This is a genomic window from Paracoccus actinidiae (genome assembly GCF_030863885.1).
In the GTDB taxonomy this organism is placed as follows: domain Bacteria; phylum Pseudomonadota; class Alphaproteobacteria; order Rhodobacterales; family Rhodobacteraceae; genus Paracoccus; species Paracoccus everestensis.
The window spans coordinates 1,415,099-1,437,244 of sequence record NZ_CP132956.1 but is presented as its reverse complement, the minus strand read 5'-3'; the positions used below and the strand labels follow the sequence as shown (position 1 = coordinate 1,437,244).

At 64.5% G+C, this 22,146-nt stretch carries 22 protein-coding genes; 6 read left to right on the top strand and 16 right to left on the bottom strand.

Annotation, left to right across the window (positions count from 1 at the left end; genetic code table 11):
- Positions 1-11 precede the first annotated feature (11 nt).
- Positions 12-644 carry an ATP-dependent Clp protease proteolytic subunit gene (locus Q5701_RS07260; RefSeq protein ID WP_234853096.1) on the bottom strand — a complete coding sequence of 211 codons (633 nt, stop codon included), beginning with the start codon at positions 642-644 and terminating at the stop codon, positions 12-14.
- A 164-nt stretch (positions 645-808) separates the two neighbouring features.
- Between Q5701_RS07260 and pth the strand changes: the two genes are divergently transcribed.
- From pth to Q5701_RS07245, 3 genes are read left to right on the top strand one after another with little or no spacing between them, the layout of a single operon-like run.
- Entirely contained in the window at positions 809-1,501 is a 693-nt protein-coding gene (gene pth, locus Q5701_RS07255; protein ID WP_306754603.1) for an aminoacyl-tRNA hydrolase, read from the top strand.
- Positions 1,502-1,557: 56 nt separating this feature from the next.
- Complete coding sequence (locus Q5701_RS07250; protein WP_234853098.1) at positions 1,558-1,932, top strand: DUF2237 family protein; 375 nt, start codon at positions 1,558-1,560, stop codon at positions 1,930-1,932.
- Entirely contained in the window at positions 1,919-2,524 is a 606-nt protein-coding gene (locus tag Q5701_RS07245) for a DUF4893 domain-containing protein (protein WP_306754602.1), read from the top strand. Before Q5701_RS07250 ends, Q5701_RS07245 begins: the two co-directional genes overlap by 14 nt.
- Positions 2,525-2,530: 6 nt before the next feature.
- Here Q5701_RS07245 and trpB read toward each other — a convergent pair whose 3' ends face one another.
- From trpB to rpsA, 6 genes are all read right to left on the bottom strand, one after another.
- Positions 2,531-3,757, bottom strand: a complete 1,227-nt coding sequence (gene trpB / locus Q5701_RS07240) for a tryptophan synthase subunit beta (protein WP_234853100.1) — start codon at positions 3,755-3,757, stop codon at positions 2,531-2,533.
- Positions 3,758-3,781: 24 nt separating this feature from the next.
- Positions 3,782-4,228, bottom strand: a complete 447-nt coding sequence (locus Q5701_RS07235) for a GNAT family N-acetyltransferase (RefSeq protein ID WP_306754601.1) — start codon at positions 4,226-4,228, stop codon at positions 3,782-3,784.
- Positions 4,225-4,857, bottom strand: coding sequence for a phosphoribosylanthranilate isomerase (locus Q5701_RS07230; protein WP_306754600.1), 633 nt, complete (start codon positions 4,855-4,857; stop codon positions 4,225-4,227). The genes Q5701_RS07235 and Q5701_RS07230 overlap by 4 nt, the downstream gene beginning before the upstream one ends.
- 3 nt (positions 4,858-4,860) lie before the next feature.
- Positions 4,861-5,280: a lipopolysaccharide assembly protein LapA domain-containing protein gene (locus tag Q5701_RS07225; RefSeq protein ID WP_306754599.1), complete on the bottom strand. Its 420-nt coding sequence runs from the start codon at positions 5,278-5,280 to the stop codon at positions 4,861-4,863.
- 60 nt (positions 5,281-5,340) lie between these two features.
- Entirely contained in the window at positions 5,341-5,625 is a 285-nt protein-coding gene (gene ihfB, locus Q5701_RS07220) for an integration host factor subunit beta (protein ID WP_234855789.1), read from the bottom strand.
- Positions 5,626-5,834: 209 nt separating this feature from the next.
- Positions 5,835-7,514, bottom strand: coding sequence for a 30S ribosomal protein S1 (gene rpsA / locus Q5701_RS07215; protein ID WP_234853104.1), 1,680 nt, complete (start codon positions 7,512-7,514; stop codon positions 5,835-5,837).
- A gap of 287 nt (positions 7,515-7,801) precedes the next feature.
- On the opposite strand from rpsA, the gene modA reads away from it, so the two are divergent.
- From modA to modC, 3 genes are read left to right on the top strand one after another with little or no spacing between them, the layout of a single operon-like run.
- Positions 7,802-8,545 (top strand): molybdate ABC transporter substrate-binding protein, encoded by a 744-nt coding sequence (modA, locus tag Q5701_RS07210; RefSeq protein ID WP_306754598.1) that lies wholly within the window; start codon positions 7,802-7,804, stop codon positions 8,543-8,545.
- Position 8,546: 1 nt separating this feature from the next.
- Positions 8,547-9,242, top strand: coding sequence for a molybdate ABC transporter permease subunit (modB, locus tag Q5701_RS07205; RefSeq protein ID WP_306754597.1), 696 nt, complete (start codon positions 8,547-8,549; stop codon positions 9,240-9,242).
- The gene (gene modC, locus Q5701_RS07200) at positions 9,239-10,327 is read left to right on the top strand and encodes a molybdenum ABC transporter ATP-binding protein (protein WP_306754595.1); all 1,089 of its coding nucleotides are present in this window, start codon (positions 9,239-9,241) and stop codon (positions 10,325-10,327) included. The genes modB and modC overlap by 4 nt, the downstream gene beginning before the upstream one ends.
- Here the strand turns inward: modC and Q5701_RS07195 are convergent.
- The 9 genes from Q5701_RS07195 to Q5701_RS07155 form a co-directional block, all read right to left on the bottom strand.
- Entirely contained in the window at positions 10,267-11,112 is an 846-nt protein-coding gene (locus Q5701_RS07195) for a metallophosphoesterase family protein (RefSeq protein ID WP_306754594.1), read from the bottom strand. The genes modC and Q5701_RS07195 overlap by 61 nt on opposite strands.
- A complete protein-coding gene (locus Q5701_RS07190) occupies positions 11,109-12,056 on the bottom strand; it encodes a diacylglycerol/lipid kinase family protein (protein WP_306754592.1) in 948 nt (315 codons plus the stop codon). Before Q5701_RS07190 ends, Q5701_RS07195 begins: the two co-directional genes overlap by 4 nt.
- Before the next feature lie 65 nt (positions 12,057-12,121).
- Entirely contained in the window at positions 12,122-12,322 is a 201-nt protein-coding gene (locus tag Q5701_RS07185; RefSeq protein ID WP_234853110.1) for a formate dehydrogenase subunit delta, read from the bottom strand.
- Complete coding sequence (fdhD, locus tag Q5701_RS07180; RefSeq protein WP_306754590.1) at positions 12,312-13,136, bottom strand: formate dehydrogenase accessory sulfurtransferase FdhD; 825 nt, start codon at positions 13,134-13,136, stop codon at positions 12,312-12,314. The genes Q5701_RS07185 and fdhD overlap by 11 nt, the downstream gene beginning before the upstream one ends.
- A 3-nt stretch (positions 13,137-13,139) precedes the next feature.
- The gene (fdhF, locus tag Q5701_RS07175) at positions 13,140-16,046 is read right to left on the bottom strand and encodes a formate dehydrogenase subunit alpha (RefSeq protein ID WP_306754589.1); all 2,907 of its coding nucleotides are present in this window, start codon (positions 16,044-16,046) and stop codon (positions 13,140-13,142) included.
- The gene (locus Q5701_RS07170) at positions 16,043-17,560 is read right to left on the bottom strand and encodes a formate dehydrogenase beta subunit (protein ID WP_306754588.1); all 1,518 of its coding nucleotides are present in this window, start codon (positions 17,558-17,560) and stop codon (positions 16,043-16,045) included. The genes fdhF and Q5701_RS07170 overlap by 4 nt, the downstream gene beginning before the upstream one ends.
- Positions 17,557-18,033 (bottom strand): formate dehydrogenase subunit gamma, encoded by a 477-nt coding sequence (locus Q5701_RS07165; protein ID WP_306754587.1) that lies wholly within the window; start codon positions 18,031-18,033, stop codon positions 17,557-17,559. The genes Q5701_RS07170 and Q5701_RS07165 overlap by 4 nt, the downstream gene beginning before the upstream one ends.
- Before the next feature lie 85 nt (positions 18,034-18,118).
- A complete protein-coding gene (locus tag Q5701_RS07160; RefSeq protein WP_234853115.1) occupies positions 18,119-19,006 on the bottom strand; it encodes a LysR family transcriptional regulator in 888 nt (295 codons plus the stop codon).
- Entirely contained in the window at positions 19,003-22,125 is a 3,123-nt protein-coding gene (locus tag Q5701_RS07155; protein WP_306754586.1) for an efflux RND transporter permease subunit, read from the bottom strand. Before Q5701_RS07155 ends, Q5701_RS07160 begins: the two co-directional genes overlap by 4 nt.
- Between the last annotated feature and the right edge of the window lie 21 nt (positions 22,126-22,146).

Here is a 22,146-nt window from a genome sequence, read left to right as displayed (position 1 = left end):
TCCCCAACGGTCTATTTCTTCTCGGGCTGGGCCTTTCCACGGGGGGCCACCACCTCGTCGATCAGGCCCCAGTCCTTTGCCTCGTCCGGCGACATGAAGCGGTCGCGCTCCAACGCTTCCTCGACCTCGGACAGGTCGCGGCCCGTATGGGTCACATAGATTTCATTCAACCGCCGCTTCAGCTTTTCGGTTTCGCGCGCATGGATCAGGATGTCGGTCGCCTGACCCTGGAACCCGCCGGATGGCTGGTGGACCATCACCCGGCTGTTGGGCAGCGAATAGCGCAGCCCCGGTTCGCCCGCCGCCAGCAGCAGCGATCCCATCGACGCGGCTTGGCCCACGACCAGCGTGGAAACGCGGGGGCGGATATACTGCATCGTGTCATAGATCGACAAGCCCGAGGTCACGACGCCGCCCGGGCTGTTGATATACATGCTGATATCCTTGTTCGGATTTTCCGCTTCCAGAAACAGCAGTTGTGCGCAGATCAGCGTGGACATGCCGTCATGGACCGGCCCCGACACGAAGATGATCCGTTCCTTGAGCAGGCGCGAGAAGATGTCATAAGCCCGTTCCCCGCGCGAGGTCTGTTCGACCACCATGGGAACGAGGTTGTTCATGTAGAATTCTGCCGGATCGGTCATCGTCTGTCCTTGCCTTGTGTCCCTGTTCCCGCGATTCGCCAGGGCGCTGATCCCATCGTTAGACGCGAAAGGTTGACAGAGTCTTAGTAACGGGCAAGGTCCGCCGCAAGGCATGGAACGAACTTTGCCCCCCGCCCCGGGGCCGAAACCGCAGGAGACAGCGCGTGAAACTGATCGTCGGACTGGGCAATCCAGGCGCGAAGTATGCGGCCAACCGCCACAACATCGGTTTCATGGCCTTGGACCGGATTGCTGAGGATCACGGTTTTTCACCCTGGAAGGCGCGGTTTCAGGGACTTGCGGCCGAAGGCAGGCTTGGCGATGCGCGCGTCACCCTCTTGAAACCACAGACCTTCATGAACCTTTCGGGTCAATCCGTGGGCGAGGCGATGCGCTATCTGAAGATAACGCCGCCCGAGGTGATCGTGCTGCATGATGAACTGGACCTTGCCGCGGGAAAATGCCGTGTGAAACACGGTGGCGGCCATGCGGGCCATAACGGGTTGCGGTCGATCCATCAGCATATCGGTGCCGACTATCACCGCGTGCGCCTGGGCATCGGGCATCCGGGACACAAGGATCGCGTTGCGGGCTATGTCCTGTCGGATTTCGCCAAGGCGGACGGGGACTGGCTGGACGATCTGCTGCGGGGAATATCATTCGGGGCGCCTGCCCTGGCGCAGGGGGACAGCGCGCGGTTCCAGAACCTGGTCGCGGCCCGCACCCAGCCTGCGCGCAACAGCGGCACGATGCCTGTGCCCGCAGTCCCCGCCAAGGCACCCCCCGCCCCGACGGTCCCCGACCAGCCCGCCAGCCTGACCGACAAGCTGCGCCAGCTGACCGACCGCTTTCGCTGATCCAGGGCTTGGCGCAAGCCCCGCGCGGCTGTAGCCTGACCAGAGGAGGACTGGACATGGATCCATCGCTGAACGTGCTGGGAACGCGGCTGGAACCGTGTTCGATGAAGCCGCTGACGGGTTTTTACCGCAACGGCTGCTGCGATACCGGTCAGGGCGACGCGGGCAGCCATACGGTCTGCGTCATTGTCGATGCAGAATTCCTGGCCGTGTCGAAATACCTGGGAAACGACCTGTCCACGCCGCGTCCCGAATTCCGGTTCGACGGGCTGAAACCGGGCGATCGCTGGTGCCTGTGCGCCGCGCGGTTCCTGCAAGCCGCGCAAGAGTTTGCCGCGCCCAAGGTTGTGCTGGAATCGACCCATGCCCGCGCCCTGGATATCATCCCGCTGGAACTGCTGCGGGTCCATTCGGTCGATGCGCAGGGCTGATCTTGCCGCTGTGGCAGTGGCCTGCCTGCTGCCTGGGGCTGCCCTGTCGCAGCAGCTTGCCGACGGAACGCCGCTTCATGCGGACGATGCCCGCAGGCTGGGCGAATATCACGCCGCTGCGGGCGAGGCGATGCTGGACGCATTTTCCGGCGGCGATCCCGAGGATCTTGTGATTCTGACCGGGGTTCTGCAGGGCGATCCGCTGCCTTCGGATCAGGCCCTGGCGATGATCCCGGGGGATTGGTCCTGTCGGACAATCAAGATGGGCGGGCTTCTGCACATCATTGTCTATCAGCCGTTTCGATGCCGGATCGGCAACGATGGAAGCTTGGAAAAGCTGACCGGGTCCCAGCGGACCAAAGGGCGGATTCATGTGGACGGCGACCGTCTGGTCTATCTGGGCACCAGCTTCATTGCTGGCGACACGCCGCCGCCTTATGCCGACCTGCCAGCCTTTTCCGAACCCGGATCCGGCCCGCAAAGGATGCCCGAGATCGGCCTGGTCGAGATGACCGGGAACACTAGGGGCCGGGTGATGTTCCCCGACCCCTATTTGGAATCCCGCTTCAACATCCTGACTTTAAGCCGTTGAGGATGCTCATATTTTCATCTCGAAGCCCAGGTGCTTGGCGACGGTGAAGATATCCTTGTCGCCCCGTCCGCACATATTCATGACGATCAGGTGGTCGCGCGGCAGATCGGGGGCGATCTTCATCACATGGGCCAGGGCGTGGCTGGGTTCCAGGGCAGGAATGATGCCTTCCTGGGCGCAGCACAGCTGGAACGCCGCCAGGGCCTCGTCATCGGTGATGCTGACATATTCCGCCCGACCCATGTCCTTGAGCCAGGCGTGTTCCGGCCCGATGCCGGGATAATCCAGACCCGCGCTGATCGAGTGGCCTTCCAGGATCTGGCCGTCGTCGTCCTGGAGCAGATAGGTGCGGTTGCCGTGCAGCACGCCCGCGCGCCCGCCCGAAAGGCTGGCACAGTGTTCCATCCGGTCGTCCACACCCTTGCCCCCGGCCTCGACGCCGATGATGCGGACCTCTTTGTCGTCAAGGAAGGGATAGAACAGGCCCATCGCATTCGACCCGCCGCCGATGGCCGCGATGATGGTGTCGGGCAGGCGGCCTTCGCGGGGCAGGATCTGTTCCTTGACCTCTTTTCCGATGATCGACTGGAAATCGCGTACCATGGCCGGATAAGGATGCGGACCCGCCACCGTGCCGATGCAGTAAAAGGTGTCGCGCACGTTCGTGACCCAGTCGCGCAGCGCGTCGTTCATCGCATCCTTCAGCGTGCCGCGACCCGATGTGACGGGCACAACCTCGGCCCCCAGCAGGCGCATCCGAAAGACGTTCGGCGCCTGGCGTTCCACGTCGGTCGCGCCCATATAGACGATGCACTTCAACCCAAAGCGCGCGCAGACGGTGGCGGTCGCCACGCCGTGCTGGCCCGCGCCCGTTTCCGCGATGATGCGGGTCTTGCCCATCCGGCGGGCCAGCAGGATCTGGCCCAGCACGTTGTTGATCTTGTGGGCGCCGGTGTGGTTCAGTTCGTCCCGCTTCATGTAGATCTTGGCACCACCCAGGTGGTCGGTCAGCCGTTCGGCGAAATACAGGGGCGAGGGGCGGCCCACGTAATGCGTCCACAGATCGTCCATCTCGGCCCAGAAGTCCGCGTCGGTCTTGGCGCGTTCGTATTCGGCCTCGAGGTCCAAAATCAGCGGCATCAGGGTTTCGCTGACAAAGCGGCCGCCATAGATGCCGAAGCGCCCCTGTTCGTCGGGACCAGACTTGTAGCTGTTCACCAGATCATCTGCCATCGGACGCGCCTTCATGTGGAAGCCTCAAAGGGCTTTCTTATAGCCGATATGGCTGGGGGTGAAGCCCAGCCTGTCATAGAAGCGGTGGGCATCGGTCCGCGACCTGTTGGTGGTCAACTGCATCTTGCCGCACCCCGCCGCCCGCGCGCGATCCTCGGCATCGGCGATCAGCTGCGCGCCAAGACCCCTGCCGCGCAGATCGGACGCAACGCGCACCCCTTCGATCTGCGCACGGCGGGCGGCCGCAGCGGAAAGGCCGGAAATGAACAGGATCTGATAGCACGCGACGATCCGGTCACCCAGCAAGCCCACGACGAGCATATTGCCGTTTTGCGCCTGCATGGCGTCGAAGGCCGCCAGATAGGGATCCATCTCGGCCCCCTCTCGGGCCCGGCCCAGCACATCGTCGGCCAACAGGGCTACGACCGCAGGAACCTCGTCCCGCAAGGCGGGGCGGAACCGGACAGTCACGACGCCGCCGCGACAAAGGCCCGGATCAACCCTTCGTCCTTGACCCCCGGCTCGGTTTCCACGCCCGAGGAAACATCGACCGCAGGCGCGCCGGTCAGACGGATCGCCTCGGCTACGTTTTGCGGGGTCAGGCCACCGGCCAGCATCCAGGGGCGCAGCCACTTGCGCCCCACCAGCAGCCGCCAATCGAAGGACAGTCCGTTCCCGCCAGGCAGGACCGCGTCCTGGGGCGGCTTGGCATCAACCAGCAGCATATCGGCCACCAAGCCATAGTCGGTCAGCGCAGGCAGGTCGGCAGGATCTGACAGCCCGACGGATTTCATCACGGGCAGGCCCGTCAAAGCCTTGACCTGCGCCACCCGGTCCGGGCTTTCATTGCCATGAAGCTGGATGATGTCCAGGGGAACCTTGCCCAGCACGGCATCCAGCATCGCATCGTCGGGATCCACGAACAGTCCAACCCGCGCCATGCCGACGGGCACGTGCAAGGCCAGTGCCGCGGCCTCGTCGGCTGACACGGCGCGCGGTGATTTCGGAAAGAAGACCAACCCGACATAGCGCGCGCCCGCATCGGCTGCGGCCTCGATATGCTCGGGTCGGCGCAGGCCGCAGATCTTGACTTGGGCCATCCCTCAGCGCCTGGCGGGCAGCGTGGTGCCGGGGGCCGGTTCGGCCGAAGCTACAGGCAACGCAGGCGTCGTGGTCCCGGGGCGCTCCAAGATCGCCAGAACGTCATCCTTGGGTGCGGCGTGGCGGTTGCGCAGGTGGCCTACCTCGCTCTCCAGCTGGGCGGCGCGAAAGGCCTGCGCGCGCGCCTCGCGGCGGATGTGGGATTCGCGCAGCCATTCCCAGACCAGGCCCGCCAGCATCCCAAAGGCAAAGGCCAGAAAGATCACCAGGAACAGCGGCAAGGCAACCGACCAGCGTCCGCCCAGATACTGCCCGAAATTCGCGGGAAAGGCCGACAGCGTCACCGTTTCACGATTGGCCAGGGCAACGGCGATCAGGACGATTGCCAAAGCCACCACGAAGATCAGTCGAAGAAAGCGCATGAAATGTCCTTGGTTGCGGCCGCCATGCGCGGCCCGGTATCCTGACGGCTTCTACGCCGTTCAGGCCTCCCCGTTCAACCGATCGCGCAACAGTTTGCCGGTCTTGAAAAAGGGGACGTATTTCTGGTCCACATCCACGGCCTCGCCCGTGCGCGGGTTGCGGCCGGTCCGCGAGTCGCGCTTCTTGACGGAAAAGGCGCCAAAGCCGCGCAGTTCGACCCTGTCGCCGCGCGCCATGGCGTCGATGATTTCCTCGAACACGGTGTTCACGATCCGCTCTACATCGCGACGGAACAGATGCGGGTTTTCGTCAGCGATAAGCTGGATCAGTTCGGACCGGATCATCATCCCCCCAGGTGGCGTAACGGCTGCAAGACATCGTCCGCAGGACTAGCGACAAAAGGCAACGCAGGAAAAGGTTCCTAGTTTCCATAGCGATGCCAGTTTTGCCCCTGCCGCGCAAGAGAAGTGAACACACCCTGCCTATCCGGAGGGCATGAAAAAGCCCGTCCCGCGCAAGCGGGACGGGCGATGATGCATCGCAAAGGGCGCGATCAGGCGTTGCGGTTCAGCGCGGCGCCCAGGATGTCGCCCAGCGACGCGCCCGAATCGGACGATCCGTACTGGTCGATGGCTTCCTTTTCCTCGGCGATCTCGCGCGCCTTGATCGACAGGCCCAGACGGCGGGTCTTGGTGTCGATGTTGGTGACGCGGGCATCGACCTTGTCGCCGACCTGGAACCGCTCGGGACGCTGGTCCTGACGGTCGCGGGCCAGATCCGAACGGCGGATGAACGACTTGACGCCGTTATATTCCACCTCGACCCCGCCTTCTTCGATGGCGGTGACTTCGACGGTCACGACTGTGCCACGCTTCACGCCGTCAACGGCTTCGGCCATGTGCTCGTTTTCCAGCGACTTGATCGACAGGCTGATGCGCTCTTTTTCGACATCCACGTCCTGGACGACGGCTTTCACCACGTCGCCCTTGCGGAAGTCCTGGATCGCATCCTCGCCACGGGCATCCCACGAGATGTCCGACAGGTGGACCATGCCGTCGATATCGCCTTCGAGGCCGACGAACAGACCGAATTCGGTGATGTTCTTGACTTCGCCCTCGATGACGGTGCCCGACGGATGGGTTTCCGCGAACACTTCCCACGGGTTGCGCTGCGTCTGCTTCAGGCCCAGCGACACGCGACGCTTGGCTTCGTCGATTTCCAGGACCATCACTTCGACCTCTTGCGAGGTGGAGACGATCTTGCCCGGATGGACGTTCTTCTTGGTCCAGCTCATTTCGCTGACATGGACCAGACCCTCGACACCGGCTTCCAGTTCGACAAAGGCGCCGTAGTCGGTGATGTTGGTCACGCGGCCCTGGTGGACCGAACCGATCGGGAACTTGTCGCCCACGGTATCCCACGGATCGGCCTGCAGCTGCTTCATGCCCAGGCTGATGCGGTGGCTGTCCTTGTTGATCTTGATGACCTGAACTTTCAGGGTCTCGCCGATCGCCAGGATTTCGGACGGGTGGTTGACGCGGCGCCAGGCCATGTCGGTGACGTGCAGCAGCCCGTCAACACCGCCCAGATCGACGAACGCACCGTATTCGGTGATGTTCTTGACCACGCCATCGACCGTCTGACCTTCGGTCAGGTTGGCAATGACTTCGGCGCGCTGTTCGGCGCGGCTTTCTTCCAGGATTGCACGGCGCGACACGACGATGTTGCCACGACGGCGGTCCATTTTCAGGATCTGGAACGGCTGCTTCAGGCCCATCAGCGGGCCGGCGTCGCGCACGGGGCGCACATCGACCTGCGAACCGGGCAGGAAGGCCACGGCGCCGCCCAGATCGACGGTGAAGCCGCCCTTGACGCGACCGAAGATGGCGCCTTCGACGCGCTCTTCATCGGCATAGGCTCTTTCCAGACGGTCCCAGGCTTCCTCGCGGCGGGCTTTTTCGCGGCTGATGCTGGCTTCGCCGCGGGCATTTTCCACGCGGTCCAGATAAACCTCGACTTCGTCGCCAACCTTGATGTTGGGTTCTTCGCCGGGATTTGCGAATTCTTTCAGATCGACGCGGCCTTCCATCTTGTAGCCGACGTCGATGATGGCCTGGCCCGCCTCGATGGCGATGACGCGGCCTTTGACAACCGAACCTTCGTCCGGGGTGTCGATGTCGAAGCTTTCGTTCAGGAGGGCTTCGAATTCCTCCATGGTCGCTTTAGCGCACATATATAATCAGTTTCCTTTGGTCGATTTCACTGGCCATGCGGTTGGCTCCGCCGGTCTTTATGGCTGCCCTTCGGGAACGACAAAGGGTCGCGGCTGGCGCCCGACCCGTTCAGATGCGGTCTGTTCTGACCATGTCGCCCTTGGACTGGCGGTCATATAGTCGTGTTTTTGCTGCAACTCAACGTAAAAAGTAAGATGCGGCTTCGATATGGCCAATCGGAAATATCGCTTGCGGGCTGCCTTGCCCGGACGATAGCTTCGGACAACCATAACCAGCCGAGGTTCCCGTGCGCCCTGCCCTGCTGGCCGCCGCCCTGACCCTGACCACCGCGCCCGCCTGGGCCGAAGATGTCAGCGTCTTCGCCGCCGCCTCCCTGAAGAACGCGCTTGATGAGGTCGCGGCACAGTTCACGGCCCATACGGGCTACACGGTGACGATTTCATATGCCGGGTCCAACGTGCTTGCCAAACAGATCATCGAGGGGGCGCCCGCCGATCTGTTCCTGTCGGCCAATGCGGAATGGATGGATCAGGTCGAACAAGCAGGGCTTGTGCAGGACCGCGCCGATATCCTGGGCAACCGCCTGGTGCTGATCGGCCATGGCGATGCTGCACCCGTGCGGATTTCGACGGGCACCGACTTGGCTGGGATGCTGAATGGCGGCAAGCTGGCGATGGCCCTGGTGGATTCCGTTCCCGCCGGGCAATACGGCAAGGCGGCACTGGAAAACCTGGGGCTTTGGGACGACGTGGGCGCCGATGTCGCGCAATCGGACAATGTGCGCGCGGCCTTGGTCCTGGTCGCCGCGGGCGAGGCACCTTTCGGCATCGTCTATGCCACCGATGCGGCCGCCGAAGACAATGTGACGATTGTGGGGGATTTTCCTGCGGACAGCTATCCCACGATCACCTATCCTGCCGCCCTTTTGACAGAGGCTGCCGATGACGCCGACCGCGCGTTTTTCGACGCCATAAGGGGGGATGCCGCGGACGCGGTCTTTGCAAAACATGGCTTTACGGTGACGGACTGACGTGACCGACTGGCTGACCCCCGAGGCGTGGCAGGCCCTTCGACTGTCATTGAAGGTATCGCTGTGGGCCGTGGCAACCAGCCTGCCGCTGGGGATCCTTGCAGCCTATGCCCTGGCGCGATGGCGTTTTCCGGGACACGGCCTGCTGAACGGGCTGGTGCATCTGCCGCTGGTCTTGCCGCCCGTTGTCACGGGCTATCTTTTACTGCTGACCTTTGGACGGCGCGGATGGGTCGGGCAATGGCTGGACGGGATCGGCATCGTTCTGGCATTCCGCTGGACCGGCGCGGCCCTGGCCGCCGCGATCATGGCATTTCCCCTGATGGTCCGCGCCATCCGCCTGTCGATCGAGGCGGTGGATCCCCGGCTGGAACAGGCCGCATCCACCCTCGGCGCCCCGCGGGTCTGGGTGTTCCTGACCGTCACCCTGCCCCTGATCCTGCCCGGCATCCTCGCGGGCGCGATCCTGGCATTCGCAAAGGCCATGGGGGAATTCGGCGCCACCATCACATTCGTATCGAACATCCCCGGCCAGACGCAGACCCTGCCATCCGCCATCTATGCATTCCTGCAGGTGCCGGGAGGAGAGGCTGCGGCGGCGCGGCTGGTCATCATCGCCGTCGCCGTCGCCATGGGCGCGCTGTTCCTGTCGGAATGGCTGTCGCGGGCCATTGCCCGGCGCATTCGGGGCGCGTGATGCTGACCGTCGCGCTGCGTCATGCCTTTCCGGGCTTCCTGCTGGATGCGGCCTTCGATGCCCCGGCGGGGCTGACGGCGTTGTTCGGGCATTCGGGTTCGGGAAAGACCACCATCGTCAACGCCGTCGCCGGGCTTCTGCGGCCTGACCACGGGCGCATCGCTGACGGCGGCACCGTGCTGACAGACAGCGGCCAAGGCATCTTCCTGCCGCCGCACCGGCGCGGCATCGGCTATGTCTTCCAGGATGCAAGGCTGTTTCCGCACCTGACGGTCCGGCAGAACCTGCTGTACGGCCACTGGTTCACAGGCCGCGGGCGGCAATCCGATCTAGACCGCGTGACCGAAATGCTGGGCATCGGTCCGCTGCTGTCCCGCCGCCCCGCCGCGCTGTCGGGGGGCGAGCGCCAGCGCGTCGCGCTTGGCCGGGCGATCCTGTCCCATCCCCGGCTGCTGTTGATGGACGAGCCTCTGGCGGCCCTGGACCAGCCTCGCAAGGACGAGATCCTTCCCTATCTGGAACGCCTGCGCGATCATGCCGGGCTGCCGATCCTGTATGTCACCCATTCCCCGGCCGAGGTTGCGCGCCTGGCCACCACTATCGTCCTGGTGGACGGGGGCCGCGTGACGGCTGCCGGACCAGCGGCGCAGATGCTGTCGGATCCCGCGATCGCCCCCATGCTGGGCCTTGCCGAAATCGGTGCTGTGCTGACCGCGCGGGTATGCGGGCAGGACGCGGACGGCCTGACCCGGCTTGCAACCCCTGCCGGGGCGCTGTTCCTGCCCCGGGTCGCGGCCCCTGTGGGCAGCATTCTGCGGCTGCGGATCCTGGCCCAGGACGTGATGATCGCGACCATCCCGCCGCAAGGCATCTCGGCGCTGAACGTCATCCCTGCCACGGTCCGCGACCTGACCGACAGCGAGGGCAGCGTGCTGGTGCGCCTGGATGCCGGGGATCAGGCGATCCTGTCGCGCATCACCGCCCGGTCCGCCCGCGTCCTTGACCTGCATCCCGGCAAGCCGGTTCACGCCGTGCTGAAGGCGGTTTCCGTGGCACCCGGAACGATCGGCTTTTCCGCAGGCTGATGGGCGACCCAGATGCCGCTTTCACGAGAGAAATATTCATATTCAGGCGCCTGAAATCCCTGCCCCATGGGCGCGATATGCCGTTCGATGGTCAGCAACGCGCCGTCGATCTGCAAGACCGCAAATTCGCTTTGCCGGTCCGACAGTCGCGCGCACAGCGCCGTCCCCGCTTGCACCTGCAGGAGGCCCGGATGCGCAGTCTGGTCCAGCATGGCGCCCGTCGCCCAGACGTGCAGGTGCCCCGACAGCGCGATCTGCGCCTCCGCGCGTTCCAGCCGCGCCAAGGCCTGCGGGGCGCGGCGCGTCAGTTCCTTGTCCACCTGGGCCAGATGTTCCAGCGGGTGATGCAGCGCGACGATGTTCATGCAGGTCGGATCGAGACTGCGTTCCAGCCGCGCGATCTCTCCGCCCCGGATCACACCCCGCTGCACGGCCAAGGGATCGACACTGTTCAGCGCAAGGATCCGAACCGGGCCAACCTGGCGCGTGGGCGTCAGGTCCGGTCCTACGGCCCGCCGAAAGCCGTGCCAAGGCGCCAGGAACCGCACCGGCAGGTTATACAGCGGCACGTCGTGATTGCCGGGCAGCACCATCAGCGGTGCCTGGATGCGTCCCAGGAACGCCGCCGCCTCGGCGTATTGATCGGCGCGGGCGCGGTGGGTGACATCGCCCGTCACCACCACCAGATCGGCCCCCGCGTCGTTCACACGATCCAGAAGGGGTTCGACCAACTCGGCCCGGTGAAACCCGAAATGCAGGTCGGACAGATGGACGATGCGCGTCACGCGGCCGGATCCTGGGTCTTGCCGCCATCGGCCGGAACCAGCACCGTCAAGGCTCCGTGCAGGACCTGGACGTGAAACGGGGTTTTCATGCGGGTCTTTTCACCGTCATGCGCGATCAGCTGGCGAAACTGGCCGGTGTCGATCACCAGGCTGTCGGTCACGATCAGGTCGAAGTCGCTGTCTTTCGCGCTGAGGCCCAGGGCCAGCCGGAAGGCTGACCGAAGAAGCGGCAGGGGCTTGCGCGCCTTGGCGATCAGCACCGCCATGTTTCCCCCGCGGATCGCATCGGCCCCGTCCAGGCCGAAGGCGTCCAACTGATAGGCGCTGCGTGCCACGAACACGAGGGCCGTGGTAAAGCGCCGTTCCTGCCCATCGACCTTGGCCGTCAGGCGCATTGGATTGCGCAACCGACGCAGCGCCACCAGCACCGACCAATAGGCTGCCATCCGCGACCGGCCCCAGCGTTTGTAAATCCCTTCGCGCGTCTTCAGGATATGCGGATAGGCGCCCAGGCTGACATTGTTCAAAAACACCAGATCCTCGATCTGGCCGATGTCAACTGCCCGGGGGCGAGCATCCTGAAGAGTTTCCAGCCCTTCCTCGATCGTTTCGCCCACGCCCAAGTCGCGCGCGAAGTAATTGAACGTCCCCCCTGGCAGAACCCCCATCATCGTACCGGTGCCCGCCAAGGCACCCGCGACCGCCGACTGCGTGCCGTCCCCGCCTGCTGCCACGACGATATCGAAACCGTCGGCCACCGCCTGCCGGGCCAGATGGATCAGCCGGTCGCCCCGGTCGGTTTCCCGCAGGGCAAATTCGGCCACCTTGTCTTGCAGCGCCGCGCGGATCGTTTCTGCCTGGTCGTCCTGCTTGCCCGATCCACGGTTGCGGATCACGCACAACCTGCACGCGGAAAGATCGACCTTGTCGGCTGTATCGCGCATTTGCCCCTCCGGTGATTGCGGGGGAACAACACGGGGGGCAGCAGCGCGGTTTCACGCCGGGTGCATCAAAGACGATGCATTGCCTGTTCGACCGAAGGGCGCAGCCCCGCACCCCCTGCGGCGATATAGGATTTCAACTGCTCGCGCATCCGCGGTTCCCAGTAATCCTTCAGGTGATCGGCGATCTTGTCCGGGGCGTCGCCTGGCTGGGTGTCGAAAAAGGTGGCGATCTGGTTGGCCATGGTGACCATCTTTTCAGGCGACATCGGAAACCTTTGCCCGCAGGCGTTCGGGGTGGGTGAACAGGTCAAAGCCTTCGCCCCGCGCAAAGGCGGCAAGGGTCAGGCCCGCCTCTTCCGCAAGACGCAGAGCGTGCAGCGTGGGGGCAGACACGGCGATCAGGATGGCGCAGCCCGCCATCACGCATTTCTGCACCATCTCGGTCGAGACCCGGCTGGTCAGGACAATGGCGCCCTGGGCCGGGTCGATCCCCTGGCGCGCCATGGCCCCGATCAGCTTGTCCAGGGCGTTGTGGCGGCCCACATCCTCCCTCGCCAGGACAACACCCTGGTCCGGCAGCATGAAGCCTGCCGCATGGACGGCCCGCGTCCGGTCGTGCAAGGGCTGCCAGCCGCGCAGGGATTCCGTTGCACCCGTGATTTCCTGGGCGGTCAGGGTCGGCCCTGTCGCGGCAAGGCTGGGCAGGGATCGCACCGCGGCCTCGATGCTGTCAATGCCGCACAGGCCGCAGCCGACCGGACCGGCCAATGTCCGGCGCCGGGCGGCAAGGGCTTCGCCCCGATCCTCGGCCAGCCACATCTGCGCCTCGATCCCCTTGGGATGGGGGATCACGTCGCAACTGGCGATCTGATGAATGCCGTCCACGATGCCTTCCGTCAGCGAAAAACCCACCGCGAAGTCGTCCACGTCGGCGGGCGTCGCCATCATCACAGCATGGGTGGTTCCATCATAGACCATGGCAATCGCCATTTCCTCGGGCAGCGCGCGCGTTACCGCAACGCTGCTGCCCGGTCTGTGATGGATCGCGTCCGAGGCCCCGAAGGGCTGCGGCAGGGTCATGTCCTACTCCGCTGCGGTCAGGATCCGCCGCGACCGTTCGGCCTGTTCGTTATAGCTTTCCTGCCATTCGGACGGACCGTTCGAGGGGCTGACCTGCACCGCCGTTACCTTGAATTCCGGGCAGTTCGTCGCCCAGTCCGAGAAATCGGTGGTGACCACGTTAGCCTGCGTCGAGGGGTGATGGAAGGTCGTATAGACCACCCCCGCTGCCACCCGGTCGGTCAGCACGGCCCGCAGGGTCGTTTCCCCCGCCCGCGATGCCAGCCGCACCCAGTCGCCGTCGTTGATGCCCCGGTTCTCGGCATCATGCGGGTTGATCTCCAGCACGTCCTCGGCGTGCCAGACCACGTTCTCGGTCCGGCGGGTCTGGGCGCCCACGTTGTATTGGGACAGGATCCGCCCAGTGGTCAGCAACAGCGGGAAGCGCGGGCCGGTGCGTTCGTCGGTCGCGACATATTCGGTGACCATGAAATGGCCCTTGCCCGACACGAAGCCATCAACGTGCATCAAGGGCGTGCCGTCCGGCACCTTCTCATTGCAGGGCCACTGGACCGAGCCCTTTTCCTCCAGCACCTCATAGGTGACGCCGGCAAAGCTTGGCGTGGTCGCGGCGATCTCCTCCATGATCTGGCGGGGATGGGTATAGTGCCAGTCAGCGCCCATGGCATTGGCCAGAAGCTGCGTGACCTCCCAGTCCTCGTATCCGTTGCGGGGGGCCATCACCTTGCGGACGCGGTTGATGCGGCGTTCGGCGTTGGTGAAGGTGCCGTCCTTTTCCAGGAAGGTCGAACCCGGCAGGAAGACATGGGCATAGTTCGCGGTTTCGTTCAGGAACAGGTCGTGGACGATCACGCATTCCATCGCCGCCAGACCCGCGGCGACGTGGTGGGTGTCGGGATCGGATTGCAGGATATCCTCGCCCTGGCAGTAAAGGCCCTTGAAGGTGCCCTCGACCGCCGCGTCCAGCATATTGGGGATGCGCAGGCCGGGTTCAGGGTCAATCTCGCAATTCCAGACCTTCTCGAAGATCGCGCGAACGTCCGGCAGCTTGACGTGACGATAGCCGGGCAGTTCATGCGGGAAGCTGCCCATGTCGCAGGAACCCTGCACGTTGTTCTGGCCCCGCAGCGGGTTCACGCCCACGCCCGCCCGACCGATATTGCCGGTCAGCATGGCAAGGTTGGCGATGCCGATCACGGTCGTGGACCCCTGGCTGTGTTCCGTCACGCCCAGCCCATAATAGATCGCGCCATTGCCGCCGGTGGCATAAAGCCGTGCGGCCGCACGCAGGTCGGCAGCCGGAACGCCGGTCAGCAGTTCCACATTCTCCGGCGCATGGCGCGGGTCGCTGACGAAATCGACATAGAACTGGAATTCGTCCCAGTCGCAGCGGGTGCGGATGAAGTCCTGGTCGAACAACCCTTCGGTGACGATCACATGGGCCATGGCCGTGACAACGGCGACGTTGGTGCCGGGCTTCAACGGCAGGTGGTGGGCGGCCTCGACATGGGCCGACCGCACGATGTCGGTGCGGCGCGGATCGACGACAATCAGCTTGGCACCATCGCGCAGGCGTTTTTTCAACCGGCTGGCAAAGACCGGGTGCCCGTCGGTCGGGTTCGCGCCGATGATCATCACGACATCGGCCTGTTCGACCGAGTCGAAATCCTGCGTTCCGGCCGATGTGCCATAGGTCTTGCCCAGCCCGTATCCGGTGGGCGAATGGCAGACGCGGGCGCAGGTGTCGGTGTTGTTGTTGCCGAAGACCGCGCGGGTCAGTTTCTGCACCAGATAGGTTTCCTCGTTGGTGCAGCGGCTGGAGGTGATGACGCCGACCGACTTGCGGCCGTATTTCTGCTGGATGCCCTTCATCTTCGCGGCGGCGAAGGACAGCGCCTCGGCCCATTCGACCTCGCGCCAGGGTTCCTCGATGGTGTCGCGGATCATGGGCTTGAGGATCCGGTCCTTGTGCTGAGCATAGCCATAGGCAAAGCGGCCCTTGACGCAGCTATGGCCCCGGTTGGCCTTGCCGTGCTTATAGGGGACCATGCGGACCAGCTGATCGCCGTTCAGTTCGGCCTTGAAGGAACAGCCCACGCCGCAATAGGCGCAGGTGGTGATGACGGACCGTTCGGGCGTGCCCAGTTCGATCACGGATTTTTCCTGAAGGGTCGCGGTCGGGCAGGCCTGCACGCAGGCGCCGCAGGACACGCAGTCAGAGGTCAGGAAGCTGTCCTCGGACGTGCCCGCGCGGACGCGGCTGTCAAAGCCCCGTCCCTCGATGGTCAGCGCAAAGGTGCCCTGCACTTCCTCGCAGGCGCGGACGCAGCGGGAACAAACGATGCACTTGGCCGGATCAAAGGTGAAATACGGGTTGCTTTCATCCTTGGGGATGTAATGCGCATTCACCCCGGCCCCGTCGCGTTGGGCGAAATGGTTCAGCAGCGTCCGACCCTCGGGCGCCTTGTAGCGCACGTCGCGCAGGCCGACATTGCCCGCCATGTCCTGCAATTCGCAGTCGCCATTGGCCGCGCAGGTCAGGCAATCCAGCGGGTGGTCGCTGATGTAAAGCTCCATCACCCCCTTGCGCATCCGGCGCAGCTTGTCGGACTGGGTGTGGACGACCATGCCTTCAGTCACGGGCGTGGTGCAGGACGCGGGCGTGCCGCGGCGGCCTTCGATTTCCACGACGCACAGACGGCAGGAACCAAAGGCCTCGATGTTGTCGCTGGCGCATAGCTTGGGCACCATGATCCCGGCCTCGGCTGCGGCGCGCATGACCGACGTGCCCTCGGGCACCGTCACGTCGATCCCGTCCACGCTGATCGTCACCGGCAGGCCAACCTTGGCTGGCGTGCCCATGTCGCGATCGTCGCCCGGCGGGAATTGGGGGATGATGAAGTCTCTCATTCGGCTGCCTCCTGCAAGGTGGCGAAATCGTCGGGGAAATGGGTGAGGGCGGACATGACCGGAAACGGCGTGAAGCCGCCAAGCGCGCAGAGCGAGCCGTCCTTCATCGTCTCGCACAGGTCGGTCAGCAGCGGGATCGCGGCGGCGTCGCCTTGCGCAATGCGGTCGATGGTTTCGACCCCGCGCACCGCGCCGACCCGGCAGGGCGTGCATTTGCCGCAGGATTCGACAGCGCAGAACTCCATGGCAAAGCGGGCCATGCGCAGCATATCCACAGTATCGTCGAAGACCACCAGACCGGCATGGCCGATCAGCCCGCCGTTCCGGTCGAATTCCTCATATCCCATCGGCGTGTCGAACTTCTCGACCGGCATATAGGCGCCCAAGGGGCCGCCGACCTGCACCGCCTTGACGGGACGGCCGGTGGCGGTGCCGCCGCCGATATCATTCACGACCTGGCCCAGGGTCATGCCGAAGGCAGTTTCGAACAATCCGCCGCGCTTGACGTTGCCCGCGATCTGCAGGGTCACAGTGCCCCGCGACCGGCCCAGACCGAAATCGGCGTAGTGCTGCGCGCCGCGTTCAAAGATCACCGGGACTGTCGCCAGAGAGATCACGTTGTTCACGACCGTGGGCCGCCCCAGGAAACCCTGCAGCGCGGGCAGCGGCGGCTTGGCGCGCACGGTGCCGCGCTTGCCTTCCAGGCTGTTCAGAAGGCTGGTTTCCTCGCCGCAGACATAGGCGCCCGCGCCCGTGCGAACCTCCATGTCGAAGGCGCGGCCCGATCCCAGCACGTCAGGCCCCAGCAAGCCCCGCTGGCGGGCGGTCCTTACCGCCTGCGACAGAACCGCGATGGCGTCCGGGTATTCGGACCGCAGATAAACATAGCCGCGCGTCGCGCCCACGCCCACGCCCGCGATCGCCATGCCCTCGATCAGCGAGAACGGATCGCCCTCGATGATCATACGGTCGGCGAAGGTGCCGCTGTCGCCCTCGTCGGCATTGCAGACGATGTATTTCTGCGGGGCTTCCGCCTCGGCCACGGTCTTCCACTTGATGCCGGTGGGAAAGCCCGCGCCGCCGCGTCCGCGCAGACCGCTGTCGGTGACTTCCTGCACGATCTGGGCCGTGGTCATGCCAAGCGCGCGGCGAAGGCCGACCAAGCCGCCCTGGGCGGCATAGTCATCCAGATCCAGCGGATCGATCACGCCGCAGCGGGCAAAGGTCAGGCGCGTCTGGCGGGCGAACCAATCGATATCCTCGACTCGTCCCAGGCCGTTCAGCTTGCCATCCAGCAAATCCGGCACCTGATCGGTGGTCACGTTTCCGTAACCAATGCGGCCTTCCGGCGTCTCGACCTCGACCAAGGGTTCCAGCCAGACCATGCCGCGCGTGCCGTTGCGAACGATCTGCACATCCAGACCGCGCGCGCCGGCCTGTCGCGTGATAGCATCGGCCACGTCGTCCGCGCCAAGCGCCTTGGCCGCGCTGTCCAAGGGAACAAAGACCTTCATGCGCCCACCTCGGCCAGGATGCGATCCATCCGGGCATCATCGACGCGCCCCACCACGCGCCCATCCACCATGGCAGCAGGCGCGCAGGCGCACATTCCAAGGCAATAGACGGGTTCGACCGTTACGGCGCCATTCGGGGTGGTGCCATGCCATCCGATGCCCAGCTTGCGCAGCGTTTCCTCGGCCAAGGCATTGGCGCCCATGGATTGGCAGGCCTCGGCCCGGCAGAGCTTCAGGACGTGGCGGCCCGTGGGATGATCGCGGAAATCATGGTAAAAGCTGATGACGCCATGCACCTCGGCCCGGCCGAGGTTCAGGATATCGGCCAGCACCGGCACGGCGCCCTGCGGCACGCAGCCCCAGGTTTCCTGCAACGCGTGCAGCATCGGCAAAATCGGCCCTTCCAAGGATACCAGCGGCGCGACAACGCTGCGGATCTCCTCCTCGGACGGGGCTGGCGCATGGGAGTGCATAAGTTGGCCTTTCAACGGTCTGGTGCGCCATGAAACCGGACGGTCATTTCAAAATCAATAACGTTGTTCCGTTAGACGATAGAAATCATCTATCGTTCGCCATCCGTCGTGCCTCGGCCAGCAAGGCTTCCAGCACCGGCGTATGGGGTTCCCGCCACGGTGCGACCAAGCCCACCGCATGGCTGGCGCCTGCCCCGTCCAGCGGGATCATGCGCAGGGGCTTTCCTTCGGTCAGGAAGGCCGCGATATCCTCGGGCAGAATGGTGATCCAGCCGCCTTCCAGCACATGGGCAACAAGAACCACGGTGGAACTGGATTCGACCGTTGCCTGGGGGACGACGCCCGCCTCGATCAGGTTACGGTTGATGATGCGGCGGTTCTGCATATCGCTGGTCAGCAGGCACAGTCGATGCCCCGCAAGATCGGCCCAACCCACCCGGTCCTGCAGGGCCAGGGGCGATCCCTCGGCGCAGACCAGCATATAGCGTTCGTCATAAAGGCGCACCGTGCTGACCCGACCCAAGGGTTCGTTGTCCAGATACGATATCCCCGCGTCCACCGTCAGGTCGTCGATCATCTGCAGGATCTCGACCGAGGTGCGCGACAGGATCGTCATGCCGACATTGGGATGGGCCGCGCCAAACCGGGCGCTGATCCGTGCGGCCCAGGTCAAGGCGGTCGGGATCACGGCGATGCGAAGCTGGCCCGACAGCCCGTGGCGCGTGGCCCGCATCTCTTCTCGCAACTGCCGGGTGTCGCCGACAATGCGGCGCGCCCAGACCAGGGCTGACTGTCCTTCGGGCGTCAGGCCACCGTAACGCGAGCCGCGAAAGATCAGCAACACGCCAAGCTGTTCTTCCAACTGCTTGATGCCCGCTGACAACGTGGGCTGGGTAATCCCCAGGCTTTCGGCGGCGCGGCCGAAATGGCGTTCCTTGGCCACTGCCAGGAACATTTCCAGCTTGTCGATCATTCCGCCGGCGCAAGCGCGGCTTCGTCCAGCCGGTCCTTGCGCCCCAGAAGACGGCGCATCAGCACATAGAACAGCGGTGCGAACAGGATGCCCAGCACGGTCGATGCGATGGTTCCGCCGATCACCGTGGCGCCGATGGCATTCCGGCCATTTGCGCCTGCCCCGGTGGACAGGACCAGGGGCAGCACGCCCAGCGTGAAGGCGATCGAGGTCATGACGATGGGACGAAACCGCTGGCGCGCAGCCTCGAGCACGGCCTTGAACAGGGGAACGCCCGCCTCGGATTGCTCTCGCGCGAATTCCACGATCAGGATGGCGTTCTTGCCCGTCAGGCCGATCACCGTCAGCAGGCCCACCTGGAAGAACACGCCGTTGTCGAACCCGCCCAGGAACGCCCCCAGCAGCGCGCCCAGAACGCCGATGGGCATCACCAGGATCACTGCCAGCGGGATCGACCAGCTTTCATACAGCGCAGCCAGGCACAGGAACACGGCGGCCAGCGACAGTGCGTAGAGCAGCATGGTCTGGTCGCCGGATTCCTGTTCTTCCAGCGACAGGCCGGTCCAAGCCACGGCGAAACCGGGCATCTGCGCGACCAAGCGTTCCACCTCGGCCATGGCATCGCCGGAACTGACGCCGGGGGGCGGACCGCCCTGGATCTGCATCGCGGGAATGCCGTTGTACCGGCTGAGGCCCTGCGGCCCGAAGGACCAGTTTCCCTGCGAGAAATTCGAGAAAGGCACCAGTCCGCCCATGGCGTTCCTGACCCGCCATTTGTCAAAGTCGCCGGGTGTCGCGCGCGACATCGCCTCGCCCTGGACGTAAACGCGCTTGATGCGACCGCGATCCACGAAGTCGTTGACGTAGCGGCCCGTCCAGGCGATCTGCAACAGGTTCGCCACATCGGTCGCGGTCACGCCCATCGCGCCCGCCTGGCGCCAGTCGATGTCCAGGCTGAACTGTGCCGCATCCTCCAACCCGGAAGGCCGGGCCTGGGCGATCAGCGGGCTTTGCGCCGCCATGCCCAGGAACTGGTTGCGCGCATCCAGCAATTCCTCATGCGATTGCCCGCCACGGGCTTGCAGATAGAAATCGAAGCCCGACACGTTGCCCAACTCGATCACCGAAGGGGGTACGATGGGAAAGACCATCGCGTCCTGAATACCGCTGAGCGCGCCAAAGGCCCTGCCCGCGACGGCCTGCACGGATTGCGAGGGGTCGGGGCGTTCGTCCCAATCCTTCATCCGAACAAAGGCCATGCCGACATTCTGCCCCTGCCCGGCAAAGCTGAAGCCCACGACGCCGAACATCGAATCGACCGAATCCTTTTCCTGGTTCAGGAAGTAATCCTGCACCTGGTCGATCACGGCGGCGGTGCGTTCCGCCGTGGCGCCGGTCGGTCCCTGGATCAGGACGAACATGATGCCCTGATCCTCGTCCGGCAGGAATCCTTCGGGCGTGCGCATGAACAGCAGCACCATGGCCGCGCCGATGGCCGCATAGACCAGCAGCGACCGCAGCGGTCGGCGCACGATCCAGCCCACCGAACCGGTATAGCCGTTGGTCAGCCGGTCGAAGTTGCGGTTGAACCAGCCGAACAGGCCACGTTTCGAATGATGGTCCTTGGACCGAAGCAGCGTCGCGCACAGCGCCGGTGTCAGTGTCAGCGCGACCAGCACCGACAGGCCCATGGCGGACACGATGGTGATCGCGAATTGCTGATAGATCACCCCGGTGGATCCGCCGAAAAAGGCCATCGGCACGAAGACCGCCGACAGGACCAGGGCAATGCCGATCAGCGCGCCGGTGATCTGGCCCATGGACTTGCGCGTGGCCTCCCTGGGCTCAAGCCCTTCCTCCTCCATGATGCGTTCGACGTTTTCGACGACCACGATGGCATCGTCCACAAGCAACCCGATGGCCAGCACCATGGCCAGCATGGTCAGCGTGTTGATGGTAAAGCCAAAAGCCGACATGATGCCGAAGGTGCCCAACAGCACGATGGGAACGGCCAGGGTCGGGATCAGCGTCGCCCGCCAGTTCTGCAGGAAAATATACATGACGATGAAGACCAGCACGATGGCCTCTATCAGCGTCTTGACGACCTCCTCGATGGAAATGGACACAAAGGGGGACGTGTCGAAGGGGATCACGTAATCCACGCCTTCGGGGAAGAATTCGGCAAATTCCTCCATTCGCGCCTTGACCAGTTCGGCGGTGTCAAGCGCGTTGGCCCCCGGTGCCAGGGACAGCGCCATCCCCGAGGCGGGACGCCCATTATAGGTCGCGTCGGTGGCATAGCTTTCCGCACCGATTTCCACCCGCGCCACATCGCGCAACAGGACAAGGCCGCCGTTCTCCTCGGCCCGCAGGACGATCTGGCGAAAATCCTCGGGGGTGGACAGCAGCGACTGCGCGGTGACGGTGGCGTTCAGCTGTTGCCCCTGGACCGTGGGCAGGTCGCCAAAGGCTCCGGCAGAAATCTGGGTATTCTGCGCGGATACCGATGCCACGACGTCCGAGGGCGTGATCTCGTAGGCTGCCAGCTTGTCGGGATCCAGCCAGATGCGCATGGCATAGGGCGAGCCGAAGACCTGGACGCTGCCCACGCCCTCGACCCGGGACAGGTCGTCCACTAGGTTGGAGAACATATAGTCCGACAGGTCGGTCTGGTCGTAATTGTCGTCGCCGATCAGGCCGATGACCATCAGGAATCCGGCGGTCGATTTCTCGACCACGACGCCCTGGCGCTGCACCGGCTCGGGCAGCAGGGCCGTTGCTTGGGACAGCTTGTTCTGGACCTGGACCTGGGCGATGTCCACGTCCGTTCCGGTTTCGAAGGTCAGGGTGGTGGAGGATGAACCGGCCGAGGTCGAGTTGGACGAAATATATCGCAGCCCGTCGAGGCCGGTCATCTGCTGCTCGATCACCTGCGTCACGGTGTTCGAGATGGTTTCAGCCGAGGCGCCGGGATAGGTCGCGCGGATCGTGACCGACGGGGGCGCGATCTGGGGATATTGCGCCACCGGCAGGGTCAGGATCGACAGGATGCCGATGCCCATGATGATAATGGAAATCACCCAGGCGAACACCGGACGATCGATAAAGAAACGGGCCATGATCTGTCACGCCTTCGCGGG

Bases quoted from the DNA above. Each gene is read 5' to 3' on its own strand.
- Q5701_RS07260 (WP_234853096.1), bottom strand. From the start codon at position 644: ATGACCGATCCGGCAGAATTCTACATGAACAACCTCGTTCCCATGGTG.
- Q5701_RS07250 (WP_234853098.1), top strand. From the start codon at position 1,558: ATGGATCCATCGCTGAACGTGCTGGGAACGCGGCTGGAACCGTGTTCG.
- Q5701_RS07245 (WP_306754602.1), top strand. From the start codon at position 1,919: ATGCGCAGGGCTGATCTTGCCGCTGTGGCAGTGGCCTGCCTGCTGCCT.
- trpB (WP_234853100.1), bottom strand. From the start codon at position 3,757: ATGGCAGATGATCTGGTGAACAGCTACAAGTCTGGTCCCGACGAACAG.
- Q5701_RS07230 (WP_306754600.1), bottom strand. From the start codon at position 4,857: ATGGCCCAAGTCAAGATCTGCGGCCTGCGCCGACCCGAGCATATCGAG.
- Q5701_RS07225 (WP_306754599.1), bottom strand. From the start codon at position 5,280: ATGCGCTTTCTTCGACTGATCTTCGTGGTGGCTTTGGCAATCGTCCTG.
- ihfB (WP_234855789.1), bottom strand. From the start codon at position 5,625: ATGATCCGGTCCGAACTGATCCAGCTTATCGCTGACGAAAACCCGCAT.
- rpsA (WP_234853104.1), bottom strand. From the start codon at position 7,514: ATGTGCGCTAAAGCGACCATGGAGGAATTCGAAGCCCTCCTGAACGAA.
- Q5701_RS07190 (WP_306754592.1), bottom strand. From the start codon at position 12,056: ATGCGCGATACAGCCGACAAGGTCGATCTTTCCGCGTGCAGGTTGTGC.
- Q5701_RS07185 (WP_234853110.1), bottom strand. From the start codon at position 12,322: ATGTCGCCTGAAAAGATGGTCACCATGGCCAACCAGATCGCCACCTTT.
- fdhD (WP_306754590.1), bottom strand. From the start codon at position 13,136: ATGACCCTGCCGCAGCCCTTCGGGGCCTCGGACGCGATCCATCACAGA.
- fdhF (WP_306754589.1), bottom strand. From the start codon at position 16,046: ATGAGAGACTTCATCATCCCCCAATTCCCGCCGGGCGACGATCGCGAC.
- Q5701_RS07170 (WP_306754588.1), bottom strand. From the start codon at position 17,560: ATGAAGGTCTTTGTTCCCTTGGACAGCGCGGCCAAGGCGCTTGGCGCG.
- Q5701_RS07165 (WP_306754587.1), bottom strand. From the start codon at position 18,033: ATGCACTCCCATGCGCCAGCCCCGTCCGAGGAGGAGATCCGCAGCGTT.
- Q5701_RS07160 (WP_234853115.1), bottom strand. From the start codon at position 19,006: ATGATCGACAAGCTGGAAATGTTCCTGGCAGTGGCCAAGGAACGCCAT.
- Q5701_RS07155 (WP_306754586.1), bottom strand. From the start codon at position 22,125: ATGGCCCGTTTCTTTATCGATCGTCCGGTGTTCGCCTGGGTGATTTCC.